This is a genomic window from Acinetobacter sp., assembly GCF_041919735.1.
Taxonomy (GTDB): domain Bacteria; phylum Pseudomonadota; class Gammaproteobacteria; order Pseudomonadales; family Moraxellaceae; genus Acinetobacter.
In genome coordinates, this window is the sequence record NZ_JAYRTF010000003.1 from 169,408 (window position 1) to 185,320 (window position 15,913).

General features: G+C 39.5%; 6 protein-coding genes and 1 CRISPR repeat array. All 6 genes read left to right on the forward strand.

Features of this window, described 5'->3' with window-relative positions; genetic code table 11:
• The first annotated feature begins 436 nt into the window (after positions 1-436).
• The 6 genes from cas1f to cas6f all read left to right on the forward strand — a co-directional run bounded on the left by cas1f (position 437) and on the right by cas6f (position 9,435).
• Positions 437-1,399, forward strand: a complete 963-nt coding sequence (cas1f, locus tag ACE3T3_RS03160) for a type I-F CRISPR-associated endonuclease Cas1f (RefSeq protein WP_374663965.1) — start codon at positions 437-439, stop codon at positions 1,397-1,399.
• Positions 1,396-4,899 (forward strand): type I-F CRISPR-associated helicase Cas3f, encoded by a 3,504-nt coding sequence (gene cas3f, locus ACE3T3_RS03165; RefSeq protein WP_374663967.1) that lies wholly within the window; start codon positions 1,396-1,398, stop codon positions 4,897-4,899. The genes cas1f and cas3f overlap by 4 nt, the downstream gene beginning before the upstream one ends.
• Before the next feature lie 444 nt (positions 4,900-5,343).
• Positions 5,344-6,678 (forward strand): type I-F CRISPR-associated protein Csy1, encoded by a 1,335-nt coding sequence (gene csy1, locus ACE3T3_RS03170; RefSeq protein WP_374663969.1) that lies wholly within the window; start codon positions 5,344-5,346, stop codon positions 6,676-6,678.
• Entirely contained in the window at positions 6,678-7,778 is a 1,101-nt protein-coding gene (gene csy2, locus ACE3T3_RS03175; protein WP_374663971.1) for a type I-F CRISPR-associated protein Csy2, read from the forward strand. Before csy1 ends, csy2 begins: the two co-directional genes overlap by 1 nt.
• 2 nt (positions 7,779-7,780) lie before the next feature.
• A complete protein-coding gene (gene csy3 / locus ACE3T3_RS03180; protein ID WP_374663973.1) occupies positions 7,781-8,821 on the forward strand; it encodes a type I-F CRISPR-associated protein Csy3 in 1,041 nt (346 codons plus the stop codon).
• The gene (gene cas6f, locus ACE3T3_RS03185; protein WP_374663975.1) at positions 8,821-9,435 is read left to right on the forward strand and encodes a type I-F CRISPR-associated endoribonuclease Cas6/Csy4; all 615 of its coding nucleotides are present in this window, start codon (positions 8,821-8,823) and stop codon (positions 9,433-9,435) included. Before csy3 ends, cas6f begins: the two co-directional genes overlap by 1 nt.
• Positions 9,436-9,566: 131 nt before the next feature.
• Positions 9,567-15,778: a CRISPR direct-repeat array (repeat unit 28 nt; unit sequence GTTCACTGCCATGTAGGCAGCTTAGAAA).
• Positions 15,779-15,913: the final 135 nt, after the last annotated feature.

Sequence of the window (15,913 nt, forward strand, 5' to 3'; positions counted from 1 at the left end):
CCCTGATCGCAAGATGAGGGCTTTTTTAATTTGCAGAAAAAAGAGGTGAAGAAGTTTGGATTTTCTAGCAGTCGATTGATATTTTTATGGTTAAGCAGTATCCATTGATTCTTTTTGATTTTAAGTTATTGATATTTAATAAGTATGTTGTTTAATGGCTCGTTCTTGATCTTGCTGTGTGTGCTGCGATTTAACAATGTCAAATAGTATGCTGCTTAACGATTTTTTATTGTCCAAAATTGTATTTGTCCGTTTAAAGAAAGACAAAATCAGGATTGCGGTATTCAGCGGCTTTGAATGTACATCCAATGAACCTCGTGGCAAATTTTTAATATCTATAAGCGTCATGATCTGACGCTTATAGATATTGGTCGCATTGAATAAGAATTTGATTTTCATATAATTAGTTCAACTAAATACTTTATATTAATAAAAAATGGAACAACTTAATCCCTCAGATTTAAAAGCAATTCTTCATTCAAAACGGGCAAACCTGTATTACCTTGAGCATGCCCGTGTGATGCAAAAAGATGGCCGAGTTTTATATCTGACCGAAGCCAAAAATGAAAATCAGTACTGGAATATTCCAATTGCCAATACCACTGTCATTTTATTGGGTACAGGCACATCGATTACCCAAGCTGCCATGCGGATGCTGGCAAGTGCAGGAGTATTGGTTGGTTTTACCGGTGGTGGCGGTACACCGTTATTTATGGGCTGTGAAATTGAATGGATGACGCCGCAAAGTGAATATCGCCCAACGGAATATATGCAAGGCTGGATGCGGTTCTGGTTTGATGATGCAAAACGTTTAGAAGTTGCCAAGCAGTTTCAGTTGGCTCGGATTGAATTTATCAGAAAAGTTTGGGACAAAGACCGTGACTTAAAAGCTGAAGGTTTTTATCTGGATGATGTTGATATTACACAGGCTTTGACAGGTTTTGAAAAGAAAATTCCGTATTTAGCCAAAGTGGGTGATGTGTTATTGGCTGAAGCGGCAATGACCAAGCAGCTTTATAAAATTGCAGCAACACGTACCGGTTTAAAAGATTTTAGCCGTAATCCTGAACAGGGGGATTTGGCGAATGACTTCTTAAATCACGGGAATTATTTAGCTTATGGCCTAGCTGCCACAACTTTATGGGTATTAGGCATTCCACATGGTTTTGCGGTGATGCATGGAAAAACCCGACGTGGCGCTTTGGTCTTTGACGTAGCGGATTTAATTAAAGATGCAGTGGTACTGCCTTATGCCTTTATCTGTGCTAATGAAGGCATGAAGGAGCAGGACTTTAGAGCGTTGTTATTGCAGAAATTTACGGAGCATCGCTGCTTGGATTGGATGTTTGATCAGGTGAAATTAGCTGCTTTATCTTCTAAAAATGGAGATGAAGAATGATTGTGACCTTTATTTCCCAATGTGAAAAGAAAGCCATTCCTCGTACACGCCGTGTATTGGATGCTTTTGCGGATCGAATTGGTGATAACACTTGGCAAACGGTTATCACGGAAGATGGCTTGATTGCCGTGAAAAAGTTACTGCGTAAAACCGTGACCAAAAGTACAGCGGTGAGTTGCCATTGGATACGTGGACGGCGTAGAAGTGAATTGCTGTGGATTGTAGGGAATCGGAATAAGTTTAATTCAGAGGGGATCGTCCCTGTGAATAGGACGAAGAAAGCACTTAAAGTTGATTACAGTGATACCAATTGGCATTCAGCAACTTTAATCACATTGATTAGTCGTATTGCTGCTTTATTCCATGATTTTGGGAAAATTAATCCTTTTTTTGCTGCTAAATTAGCCAATGCTAAAAAGAGTAGTAAACCGATTGCTGATCCATTTCGGCACGAATGGATTTCTCTTCGCTTATTTGAGGCTTTTGTTAGGGATTGTGGGGCTCAGGACGCAGATTGGATTTTTAAATTATTAGAAATTTCACATGAAAATTATGATTTTAATTGGCTAAATCATTTAATTAAAGATGATGATATCCATAATCAGCCTTCACCTTTTGGGGGATTGCCTCAAATTGCTCAATTAACAGCATGGCTTATAGTTTCTCATCATCGACTGCCTATTCCAAATACCATTTTAAATAAAGACCCTAATGCTGACAGGTCATATTCAGCAAGTAAGTTTAGTACTGTTTTTAAAGACCTTAATTTTAAATGGTGTTATCCACGTTCGTATTTAGATGATGATAAAAACAAAACCAAAGAAATAAAACAATGCTGGAATATTCAAGAAAAAGATATTCCATTTAATAGTTATACTTGGTGTAAAGAGGCACGGGCTTGTGCAATAAAGTTAAAACAGTTTATTTCTTTGCCTCATTTGCCAAGTTTAGATGATCCCTATGTCAGCCATATTTCTCGTTTGGCATTAATGCTTTCGGATCATTATTACTCAAGTTGTGATCCAACAACACAGTGGCATGATTTAAATTATAAAAAATTTGCCAATACCGATAAGTTCGGTCAGTTAAAGCAGCCATTAGACGACCATTTGGTTGGTGTGAGTCAAAATGTACGACAGTTGATGGGAGCATTGACACGTTTAGATGCACTCTTTGACCATTTGCCGCAGCAAAAGAGCTTGGAAGGAAAAACCAATAATTCCTATTACCAATGGCAAGACAAAGCATATCAAGAAGCAAAATTTATCCAAAAAAACTACCCGAATCATGGTTTCTTTGGTGTGAATTTAGCATCGACGGGGCGAGGTAAGACACTTGCAAACACTCGTATTATGTATGGATTGGCTGATCCTGAAAAAGGTGCTCGTTTTAATATTGCTTTGGGATTAAGAGCACTGACTTTACAAACAGGTAAAGCTTTAAGGCAAAAACTGGATTTAGATGAGACTGATCTTGCGATTATGGTTGGTGGTGGTGCAGTCAAGGAGATTTTTGAACATTATAGCCAAAAAGATTCATCCGAAATTTTAGAAGAAAATATTGAAAATTTAAATCCAAGCCAAAATCAATTTTTAGCTGAAAATATGGGTTCTGAATCATTAATAGGCTTGTCTAATGAAGAAAGCTTTGTGGATTATGATGATTGTGAAATAGATTTTGAGGGAATACTTGATAATCAGCATATGTTTGCTAAGTGGCTAAAAGGCAATCACCAAGTGAAAAAAATGCTGAACAGTCCAATTTTGTGCTGCACGATTGATCACTTGATTCCAGCCACTGAAAGTACGCGAGGCGGTAAACAAATTGCGCCAATGCTGCGTTTAATGTCATCAGATTTGGTTTTTGATGAACCTGATGATTTTTCTCCTGATGATTATTATGCCTTAGCTCGATTAGTGTATTGGGCGGGATTGTTAGGCAGTCGGGTTTTATTATCGTCTGCAACATTAACACCTGCGGAAATTAATGGTTTGTATTTGGCCTATAGTTCGGGACGTAAGTTTTATAATGCAAACCGTACAGAGAGTGATCAGCCGATTATTGCTGCGTGGTTTGATGAAAATAAAACCAGTATTTTTCATGAAGTCATTCCTTGTAATCCAGCCATTAGTACAACAGAAGTCGATGCCTCATTTAAAAAAGCGCATTTAAAATTTACTAAACAACGTGTTGAATATTTAAGTCAGCAAGCACCAATGACTAAAAGGCGTACTGTTGAATGGGTTGGGTTGCCTCAGGAAATTCCTGCAAAGGAAAAATGGCAGGATGCGTTCACTCAGAAAATTTTAAATACAACATTGAAAGCGCATCAACTGAATGCATTAACAGATCCTATTTCTAAAAAGCAATACAGTGTTGGACTGGTGCGTTTTGCCAATATTGACCCTTTAGCAACCATTGCTCAAAATATTTTAAAACAAAAGGTTGACTCTAATACACGTATTCATTTATGCGTTTATCACTCACGTTTCCCGCTGTTAATGCGTGCAAATATTGAAAAATATTTGGATGAAATTTTAGATCGTAACCAAGGTAAACAACCTCATGAACATGACATGATAAAAGGTTGGCTACAGCGTTACCCTGAGCAGCAACATATTATTTTGGTATTGGCTTCACCTGTGTGTGAGGTGGGGCGAGATCATGATTATGACTGGATGATTTTGGAACCATCCTCTATGCGCTCGATTATTCAGGCTTCAGGACGTGCAAGACGGCATCGTCCTGAAAAATATGATCAAGCCAATATCTTTTTAATGGAATCCAATATTCGGCATTATCAATATGCCGCTAAAACTTGTTTTTCCAAGCCTGGGTTTGAAAGTTCTACTTTTAAGGTTTCTCAACATTATTTGAAAAGTTCAAATGAGAAAAATGATGATGGATTAATTGCTTTGGATCATCTTAAAAATTTGGATGCAACAGCTCGATTACGCCCGAATTTACCTGATGATATTCGAAAGCATTATAAAGATGGCTATTATCGTTTGGCAGATTTAGAACATGATCGAATGATGCATATTCTGCTAAACCGTGGAATGAGTCAAAAACTAGATGCAGATCTTGCAATGTCTGCGTCACGAGTAAAGTTTCCGACATATGATTTTTGGAATACTCCAATTCATTACACTGGAATTTTGCAGCGCCTCAGTCAATTTAGGCAGTCACAGGCTGAAAAGTTTATGGCTTTGAGAGCAGAAGAAGAGCAGCCTTTAGAGTTGCAAGAATATAACGATAAAACAGGAAATTGGTTGAAGAAAGAGAGTTTAGTGCGCAGAGTGGAGTTAGTTGATAATTCACAAATTCATTGTTGGCCGAATCAAAATCCTGAACAAGCACTCGCCAAATATTTGGATACAAATCCAAACGACCATAGTTGGATGGAAAATTGTGGAAGATATTTAAGTTTAACTTTGCCTGAGTTGGCAGAGCAAAGGAAATGGATTTACCACGATTGGCTTGGATTTATCAGGGAGTAACCCTGATAAATCAAGCTTTCTAAGCTGCCTATATGGCAGTGAACAATTTTGAAAATACAAACTATTTCTAAGCTGCCTATATAGCAGTGATGGAATCTATTTTAGACATTTACTTTGTTGATTGGCAATACTTCATAAAAGTGAGAATTTTTATGCTTGAAGATTTATTAAAAATAATCTAAGGTAATATTCATAGGTTTTAATTAAAGTTTGTATAATACTAACTAGGTGCTTTTTAAGTAAAGTGGTTTAACTACCGATCTGGCAGGATCATACATCACCCAATAGGGTAAGGAGGTAATGATGTTTGGCACACATTTGGTTAGAAGAGTCTAGCCAATTTGAATCACACATCATCTACGATAGTTAAACTATGGTAGATGATACCAATAAATTGACTTTAAAAAAAAGCGTATTTTGTTATAAGTAAAATTGAGTATAAAAATGGATGAAGATGTAGAAGGAGTTCAAAACTCCGAACCTGCCAACATTCGTGAGTTGATTGAGCAATACATTCAAGGCCGCTTGAATGAGAAGCTGGAAAAACTTAAAGTGGATGATGTGGCAGAACGTGAAAAACAGTTAGAAAAATATCAGGTTGAAACATGGCTTGAAGATGCCAGCTTACGAATTGGTCAATTGCGTTTGGCAACCCATACGCCAAAACAGCATCATCCTGATTCGAAAGCATCAGCAATGTTTTATAACATCGCTGAAACTACCCACCATTTTGTGGGGTCTCAAGGTTTGAAACTTGATGCAGATGTCATTGGTAATGCAGCTGTTTTAGATGTATTTAAATTACTGCGTTTAAAGTTTCAAAATGTCACTTTATTAGATCGGCTATTAAATGCTGATGCTGATTTTATTGAAGCATTAGCCTTAAAAAAAGATGATGCTGCGTTACGTTTTCAACGGTTTTTAGCATTTAGCCAGTTACCTACAGAACTCAATGCAGGGCGATTATCAAAACAGGTGCTTTTTCCTGTAGAGCAAGATGATTATCACACTTTGGTTTTACTCTATCCGAGTGCTTTAGTACATCGTGCTTATCAGCAAATGTCTAATGATCGCTTTAGCGATGAAAGTAAGCAATTACGTGAAGCGCGCTTTAAAAAGCTGCATCAGGACAAAGAAAGCCGTGAGTATCCAAACTTATTAGTACAGAATTTCGGCGGCTCTAAACCGCAAAATATTTCGCAATTAAATAGTGATCGCCGTGGTTCAATGTGGTTATTGCCTTCAATACCGCCAACTTGGCAGGGTCAAATTGTAGAATTGCCGAAGGGGCGATCTGTATTTAGCGGCTATTTAAGTAATCGTAAAGATGTAAAACCATTATTGCATAAGATTATTGCATTGTATCGTCAAGAAGATCGAGAAAATAATGTTGAATTTCGAGATCAGCGTGATGATTTGGTTGCTCAGTTAGCAGACTGCATTATTGATATGAGTTTTGAGCTTCAGCAAAGTGCACCATCCGCATGGACGCAGAAAAAAGATTTCAGTTTTGCGCAAAGTTTTTGGCTGGATCGCGGTTATCGAGAAGAACTTTTTGATAAAGAAGATGCAGGCGAACTGACTGAGGAAGAGGCAGAATGGCTAGAGGCTTATCGTGAGCGAGATTGGCATATTGAGGTAGGTTCTGATTTCGGTAAATGGCTTAACGAGCTGTTAACGAAAAAAGCGAAACTCGTAGATTTGGATGACCATGAAGTTCGAGTATGGTCGATTATTTTACGTGATAAATTACAATTGCTTAAAGAGGAATTTGCATAATGGCTCATTCATATCCTAAGGCATTGTATGTTATGCGCTTAAATGTTGAAAATGCTTCAATTATTAGCAGTCATTTAACATGGGGCTTTCCAGCACCGAGCGCATTTACTGGTTTTATGCACAATCTGCAACGTCAACTCAATGCAATAGGTGTTTATCAAAACGTTGAATGCTGTGGTGTAGGAATTATTTCACATCAGTTTTCACCGCAAATTACCAAAACCAATAGTTTTCGTTATTCACCGTACCAACTGAATTTGGCTCGTCATCCTTTAAAAGCTGATGGTTCTACACCCGCCATGATTGAAGAGGGGAAAGGACATTTAGACGTGAGTTTGATTATTGGTTTAGCCGGTGAAGGTTTAGATCAGCATCTATCTGCCAATGATGAGGACTTATCTGCTGAAAGCCAAGCTTTGCTGAGTAAGATTTCACAGTTAATTTATAACATGCGTTTAGCAGGGGGATCAGTTTTTCCGCATAAACGGATGAAGCCTAAACTGGTGAATTGGTCATTACATGATGCTGAAAATAAAACTAAAAAACTATGCCGCAGTGTATTGCCTGGTTTTGCTCTACAGCATCGGCAAGAAGTTTTATTAGCACACCAAACTTGGCTTCAGCAGTATTCAAATTATGTGGCAACTCAACACGCTGAACCTAATTTACTCGATACATTGCTTGATATTCAACGTTTAAACTTTATAAGCACATCTAAAAGTGAAATGAATAGTGCTGAGGATATCGAAGCAGTTTGGAGTGTACGAAAACGACCTGAACATTTACAAGGTTGGCTAGTACCAATTCCCATTGGCTATGCAGCTTTATCTGAGTTACAGCCACAAGGTGTGATTAAGGGATTGCGTAACGATCAGTATCCCGCCGCTTTTGTAGAAACATTATTAAGTCTTGGCGAATGGCAAAGTCCGCATCGTATTGATAATATTGTGGAAATTTTGTGGAACTACAACACAGAGCCGAAAAATGGTGTCTATGAATTAGTACAGCCTTTTGCACCAAAACTGAAAATACAATTTTCATCCAACGACGAAATTGAAAACCAATCATTTGAATTTGAAATAGAAGAAGAGGAATTTTAATCATGGCTAAAAACGACAAATTAAAAACTGCGTCAGTACTTTCATTTAACCGCCATTTAGACCCATCAGATGGCCGCATGTTTGCAGTAAGTTGGGGGGATATTGCGAAGGGCACAGGAAATATTGCTATTACGATTCAGGAAAAATCTGTACGTGGTACGATTTCCAATCGGCCAAAAAATAGTAAAGAAATTGATCCTGCCTATATTGATGCAGCTGTGAATAAAGCCAATCTTCAAACGGTTGATGTTGCAGCACTGCCTCAAGGCAAAGATACAGTTGCTGTCAGCTTTACGCTGCGTGTTTTGCCTAATGTAGGACGTCCATCTGCATGTAACGATGTGGGTTTTGCTGAACGTTTGGATGCTGTTGTTTCGGCCTATGGATCTGAAAATAAATTTATGGATTTGGCAAGCCGTTATGCAGTGAATTTAGCCAATGGGCGTTTCTTGTGGCGTAATCGTATTGGTGCAGAAAATGTCACAGTTTCTGTTGCTCGTATTGTGGATGGTAAAGTAAATGAGGCACTTAATTTTAATGCACTTAGCAATCGTTTAAGTGAAGCTGATGTTCATCAGGACCAGCGAGCAGATTTGCAAAAACTATCAAATTGGATTCAAGCTGGCTTAAATGGTGATGAGCACGTTTTACTTAAAGTGACTGGCTTTGCACGCTTAGGCGAGGGGCAAGAGGTTTACCCATCTCAAGAATTAATTTTAGATACCAGCAATACTAAAGGTGCAAAAAGTAAAACGTTGTATAGCTTTGAAAATAAAGAAGCTGGAATCCATTCACAAAAGATTGGCAATGCGTTGCGTACTATTGATACATGGTATCCAAATGCAGAAAAGCCGATTGCAGTTGAACCTTACGGCTCTGTTACTTCAGAAGGTAAGGCGTACCGCCAACCTAAAGAAAAACAAGATTTTTATAGCTTATTTGATGCTTGGGTCAATGAAGGTAAAGTACCGTCAATAGAGCAGCAGCACTATGTAATGGCCGTATTGGTTCGTGGTGGTGTATTTGGCGAGAGTGATAAATAATGAAATATTATCTGGAAATTAAATTTCTGCCTGATGATGATATTTCAATTCACTTTTTATGGTCAAAAATTTATAAGCAATTGCACCTTGCATTAGCAAGTATTAAAAATGCAAATAATAAAGTGAATATTGGGTTTTCATTTCCTCAATATCGCTATGACTCTAAAACTGGGAAAGGATTTGTCGGCGAGAGACTGCGACTTTTTACTTTAACTGAAGAGGCTTTAGAACAGCTCAATTTAGATCAATGGCTCAGTCGTTATCTTGATTATGTACATATTAGTTCGATTAAAAATGTACCAGATGAAAAAGTCACAGGTTATGTAATTTATAAGCGTAAACAAGTAAAGAGTAATGCGGAACGTTTAGCCCGAGCGGAAGAAAAAAAGGGGCGTTACGATTACAATAATGCTTTGGAGCATTATCGTAAGTTTGTTAAAAGTACTGATTTACCTTTTATTCAAATGTTGAGTGATAGCTCTGCCCAACATTTGGAGTTAAAGGATAAAAACTACTTTAAATTATTTATTGAAAAGCGACCTGCTGAAAAATCTGAAACTCAGGTTTTTAGCACTTATGGATTAAGTTCGGTGTCTTCTGTACCCGAATTTTAACCCAATATTTTTTCACTCTTTAACAACTTAATGAAATCAATAAGTTATAGCGGTAGGTTGAAACTTTGGTCTTTTATAGATTTAAAGGGTTAACTTGCTGTTATAACTTTATTTTTTGCTGTAAAATTACTGTTCACTGCCATGTAGGCAGCTTAGAAAATCAAAGAAGCTGGCGCTGAACTGGATGATTTGTTCACTGCCATGTAGGCAGCTTAGAAAAGTAGAAGTAACGGAAGAACCATTTTTAGAAAGTTCACTGCCATGTAGGCAGCTTAGAAATTTTTCGTTATAGCACCTTCGGGTGCTTTTTTGTTCACTGCCATGTAGGCAGCTTAGAAAAGTACGCTTAGCCAATTGGCCAAACCACATATGTTCACTGCCATGTAGGCAGCTTAGAAACAAAAAAAAACCTCATCAAGCGACAAGGTTTCTGTTCACTGCCATGTAGGCAGCTTAGAAAAATTAGATGCAATGTGCAAAGAACGTCTTTTTGTTCACTGCCATGTAGGCAGCTTAGAAATCAACTAAAACTTTAATACCGTCCATATTTTCGTTCACTGCCATGTAGGCAGCTTAGAAAAACCGCCAACAGTTGAAGCGTTTGCGGATTGAGTTCACTGCCATGTAGGCAGCTTAGAAAAAGGTGAGCCGTAAAAGCTTTACACGCTGATGGTTCACTGCCATGTAGGCAGCTTAGAAAATTCCGATTTCTGATGTTGCTGCTCAAGTTATGTTCACTGCCATGTAGGCAGCTTAGAAAAACCTTTTTTTCCACCAAAAAACCAAGTGTTTGTTCACTGCCATGTAGGCAGCTTAGAAACACACCCTAGCTCAAGCCCCATTCGGGAAGTTTGTTCACTGCCATGTAGGCAGCTTAGAAATTCACATGCCATACCGCATACTCCTTATGTGTGTTCACTGCCATGTAGGCAGCTTAGAAAACCTTAACTTCACCACGCAATAATCGCGTGTAGTTCACTGCCATGTAGGCAGCTTAGAAATTGATTTCTTCATCATCAACTGTGTAATTGATGTTCACTGCCATGTAGGCAGCTTAGAAAAAATGATTGCCGTGAACTTGAAGATATGAATCGTTCACTGCCATGTAGGCAGCTTAGAAACTCAAGCTCAGGATTTAATGCAAAGTCTATTAGTTCACTGCCATGTAGGCAGCTTAGAAAATTTACTGCACAAATGACCGAGGCTCAAATCAGTTCACTGCCATGTAGGCAGCTTAGAAAATGCATTCGCCAATGTGACGCTTGGCGTGTATGTTCACTGCCATGTAGGCAGCTTAGAAAAAACTTGGCGAGCATTTTCAACTTCTTGCAAAGTTCACTGCCATGTAGGCAGCTTAGAAAATAGTGAAGATCGACACCGCTGGTTCTTCATTGTTCACTGCCATGTAGGCAGCTTAGAAAATTTGGTAAAATGACTACGCCACGCGGGAAATGTTCACTGCCATGTAGGCAGCTTAGAAAAAGACAATACAGATACAGAAGTTGAAGAAAAAGTTCACTGCCATGTAGGCAGCTTAGAAAGAAGGAGGAAGATATCTTGAAAACTCTAAACCGTTCACTGCCATGTAGGCAGCTTAGAAATGAAACTTTTGGTTATACCCATGAGGAACAGGGTTCACTGCCATGTAGGCAGCTTAGAAAAGCAGGTAAACGCTTTTTGTGGGTATCAATAGGTTCACTGCCATGTAGGCAGCTTAGAAAGTTTGTTAAAATTATAGATATGACTCAAGTTGGTTCACTGCCATGTAGGCAGCTTAGAAATGAATAAGCATTCCAAACTCCATCTTCATTTAGTTCACTGCCATGTAGGCAGCTTAGAAAAATCACATTCATGTGGAAGCGGTCGAATATTTGTTCACTGCCATGTAGGCAGCTTAGAAAGTATTGGCACGTTGTAATGCAATAATGCAGTTGTTCACTGCCATGTAGGCAGCTTAGAAATGAACCAGGTGTCGCTGAAATTAACGTAATCAGTTCACTGCCATGTAGGCAGCTTAGAAATAAAGTTGATCCTGAAAGCGGTGAATTGCCTGGTTCACTGCCATGTAGGCAGCTTAGAAAATCTAAAAAACTAAAGATACTGCTCAAAATACGTTCACTGCCATGTAGGCAGCTTAGAAATTGCGATTGATGAGATTAGTCAAAACATTCGCGTTCACTGCCATGTAGGCAGCTTAGAAAAAACAATGACATTTGCGCTAAACGCAGAATCTGTTCACTGCCATGTAGGCAGCTTAGAAATTTAACAGCGTTATAGATTGCCTTTGCGCTGTGTTCACTGCCATGTAGGCAGCTTAGAAATTTCGGGGCTTTTCTTATTTCAAAATACCTTTGTTCACTGCCATGTAGGCAGCTTAGAAACAAGACATTGAGCATTTGTTCGAAATCTTCTTGTTCACTGCCATGTAGGCAGCTTAGAAATCTGACCTGCTTTCACTGAGATTAGTTTACCCGTTCACTGCCATGTAGGCAGCTTAGAAATTTAGTGTTCGCTCACCTTCACCATTTAAGATGTTCACTGCCATGTAGGCAGCTTAGAAATAGTACAAGAATCATTCGCTCACCGTATGCAAGTTCACTGCCATGTAGGCAGCTTAGAAATGCACAAGATGGTGTTGATCCAATTGATGTGTGTTCACTGCCATGTAGGCAGCTTAGAAAGCTGTGGCGTTTATGTGGATTATCCGCAAGTAGTTCACTGCCATGTAGGCAGCTTAGAAAAATACGCTTAGTATTAGAGTCAATATTTACAAGTTCACTGCCATGTAGGCAGCTTAGAAACATCTGATGCGACTTTAGGCCCATGTAGCTCAGTTCACTGCCATGTAGGCAGCTTAGAAATTTCGAGCGCCATGAGGTAAAGGAATTTTATGAGTTCACTGCCATGTAGGCAGCTTAGAAAAGTTAAATCACTTGTGCATGTCACAAGCACCTGTTCACTGCCATGTAGGCAGCTTAGAAACACCTGCGGCTAGTGCGCTTGGCAGGATATTGGTTCACTGCCATGTAGGCAGCTTAGAAATTATTTTGCTTATAAGGCCAAAGAAAAACTTTGTTCACTGCCATGTAGGCAGCTTAGAAAAGTCATGGTTTTTGTCACACCATTTAAAACAAGTTCACTGCCATGTAGGCAGCTTAGAAATTAAGGAAGATGGTATACCTGAAAAAGATAAGGTTCACTGCCATGTAGGCAGCTTAGAAATAAAAAAGAATTTTAAGGCCTTGGTAGAAGATGTTCACTGCCATGTAGGCAGCTTAGAAAAATAAACGCTAAACCTGCTGTAACAGCAAAGCGTTCACTGCCATGTAGGCAGCTTAGAAATACGATTCAAGGTACAAGTTCTGAATATTCATGTTCACTGCCATGTAGGCAGCTTAGAAATGTTCAGCAGCCGCCAGTTGAAAATACTTCTGGTTCACTGCCATGTAGGCAGCTTAGAAATACTATTTGCCAAGCTGCAGATGTAATTATTCGTTCACTGCCATGTAGGCAGCTTAGAAACTATGCAATCCCACCAAGGGTAGAATTCACTCGTTCACTGCCATGTAGGCAGCTTAGAAAGTGCATAGTGTGCCGTCCTCATCTCTATATGAGTTCACTGCCATGTAGGCAGCTTAGAAAATTTATTCGGATTGTGACTCGTATGACTTTTCGTTCACTGCCATGTAGGCAGCTTAGAAAACTAGAGGGGGTGAGCGTGGTTATGTTGTGAAGTTCACTGCCATGTAGGCAGCTTAGAAAATGCGAAAAACACATCTTAAAGTTTAAAGATGGTTCACTGCCATGTAGGCAGCTTAGAAAGATGAAACGGATACAGAACCCTCGGAAGCAGAGTTCACTGCCATGTAGGCAGCTTAGAAAGTTAAAATCTAAGCCGTCAGGCGCTTCACCGCGTTCACTGCCATGTAGGCAGCTTAGAAATACTACGATGGGGGTGACAAACTATCCTGTTCGTTCACTGCCATGTAGGCAGCTTAGAAAAGTTAAGCAATATTTCGATCTTGACACTGTACGTTCACTGCCATGTAGGCAGCTTAGAAAAATGACCGGACTTGTTGACCTATGGGCTAAGTGTTCACTGCCATGTAGGCAGCTTAGAAATGCTGGATGTTAGGGCAGGGCGGAGATTGAGTGTTCACTGCCATGTAGGCAGCTTAGAAAAACAAGCCATTTTTTTTGTTTCCAAACAGATAGTTCACTGCCATGTAGGCAGCTTAGAAATAAAATAGATTCCTTGTACGGGATGCCGTCCAGTTCACTGCCATGTAGGCAGCTTAGAAACACCTGCGGCTAACGCGCTTGGCAGGATATTGGTTCACTGCCATGTAGGCAGCTTAGAAATGGAGGGATTTGTTTTAATTGAGCCGATCCATAGTTCACTGCCATGTAGGCAGCTTAGAAATGATTCATGAGCTGAATCATTTGATCATCACGGTTCACTGCCATGTAGGCAGCTTAGAAAACCACAGCAACAAAGCAGCTACGCACCAAAGCGTTCACTGCCATGTAGGCAGCTTAGAAAATGTTAGCGGTGAATTTTCGCAACGTGAATACGTTCACTGCCATGTAGGCAGCTTAGAAAAACTGATGTGCCCATACGCGTAAAATTTCAGGGTTCACTGCCATGTAGGCAGCTTAGAAAACAAGTAATGGTGACAAGTATAGATTTTTTGTGTTCACTGCCATGTAGGCAGCTTAGAAATTAAGCTCAGGATCTGCATTGATAAAGTCTCGGTTCACTGCCATGTAGGCAGCTTAGAAATTTTAGCAAAAGCTGGATGCTCATGAGCTTCAGTTCACTGCCATGTAGGCAGCTTAGAAATTATTTAGCAGCCTGTACTGGAGCTTTTTCAGGTTCACTGCCATGTAGGCAGCTTAGAAAATGCTTTTTAAGCAGCTGTTCTTTAAGAACATGTTCACTGCCATGTAGGCAGCTTAGAAAGAATTGATCTTGCACCTCAGCATAACTATAGAGTTCACTGCCATGTAGGCAGCTTAGAAAACAATGTAAAAAGTTCTTTGATGAATTATCAAGTTCACTGCCATGTAGGCAGCTTAGAAATGCATTATTTAAAACATTTGAGCTGTCGTATTGTTCACTGCCATGTAGGCAGCTTAGAAATCGCTGATTCCTTATCTTGCTGGTTCATCTGTGTTCACTGCCATGTAGGCAGCTTAGAAATAAGAAAATGAGTGCTTTATACTGTGACTTAAGTTCACTGCCATGTAGGCAGCTTAGAAAGCACAAAAAAGAGTATTAACACCAGCTTTGATGTTCACTGCCATGTAGGCAGCTTAGAAATTTTGTGAATCTAAACTCATCAATCAAGCCATGTTCACTGCCATGTAGGCAGCTTAGAAAACATGTTAGGGAGAGAATGAAACAACGCTGTAGTTCACTGCCATGTAGGCAGCTTAGAAAATCGAACAATCGCCCAACCCGGTAACCCACAGGTTCACTGCCATGTAGGCAGCTTAGAAATGTCCTTAGCTTCTGAAATAAGAAAATCAATTGTTCACTGCCATGTAGGCAGCTTAGAAAAAAGGCGGTATCAAACGCGGTTCCAATGCTTAGTTCACTGCCATGTAGGCAGCTTAGAAAAAAGCTAATAATGCTATGAAATTTTATGCTTTGTTCACTGCCATGTAGGCAGCTTAGAAAATGCAGCATGTGTACTCATTTCTGATTGCACAGTTCACTGCCATGTAGGCAGCTTAGAAATGGTAACCTTGCGTCATAATGATCTGACCATGGTTCACTGCCATGTAGGCAGCTTAGAAAGTTTTCTTCAACCTGAACTTCAGTTAACACAAGTTCACTGCCATGTAGGCAGCTTAGAAACTAAAGTGTGATCGCCAATATTCTTCCCAATTGTTCACTGCCATGTAGGCAGCTTAGAAAAATAAGAAACGATTTTCAATGACCCGCTCCAAGTTCACTGCCATGTAGGCAGCTTAGAAAAGATGTATCCGATGGCGTTACATAACCTTCAAGTTCACTGCCATGTAGGCAGCTTAGAAAGGGAAAAGCTCTCCGGATTAACTCGATGTGTAGTTCACTGCCATGTAGGCAGCTTAGAAAATTGTTTGAATACGTGCAGGCTGTTTATCTTCGTTCACTGCCATGTAGGCAGCTTAGAAAATTGCCACCCCAACAAACATGCCGACCCATTCGTTCACTGCCATGTAGGCAGCTTAGAAACTCTGTTTCTAGACAAGATGCAAACGTTCAAGGTTCACTGCCATGTAGGCAGCTTAGAAAACCAAAACATAAAAAGTATACCCCGCTATTAAGTTCACTGCCATGTAGGCAGCTTAGAAAGCCCATTTGCCAAGGATCAATATCTTCATTCAGTGAATAGCCACCGATTTTGTAGACACCTTTTAGTTAGATAAAATGGCTAATTAACGAGGTGCTTATGAGCAGTAAAAGATACCCTGAAGAATTCAAAATTGA

Excerpts from the sequence above, each read along its gene's own strand:
- csy2 (WP_374663971.1), top strand. The coding sequence starts at position 6,678 with ATGGCTCATTCATATCCTAAGGCATTGTATGTTATGCGCTTAAATGTT.
- cas1f (WP_374663965.1), top strand. The coding sequence starts at position 437 with ATGGAACAACTTAATCCCTCAGATTTAAAAGCAATTCTTCATTCAAAA.
- csy3 (WP_374663973.1), top strand. The coding sequence starts at position 7,781 with ATGGCTAAAAACGACAAATTAAAAACTGCGTCAGTACTTTCATTTAAC.
- cas6f (WP_374663975.1), top strand. The coding sequence starts at position 8,821 with ATGAAATATTATCTGGAAATTAAATTTCTGCCTGATGATGATATTTCA.
- cas3f (WP_374663967.1), top strand. The coding sequence starts at position 1,396 with ATGATTGTGACCTTTATTTCCCAATGTGAAAAGAAAGCCATTCCTCGT.
- csy1 (WP_374663969.1), top strand. The coding sequence starts at position 5,344 with ATGGATGAAGATGTAGAAGGAGTTCAAAACTCCGAACCTGCCAACATT.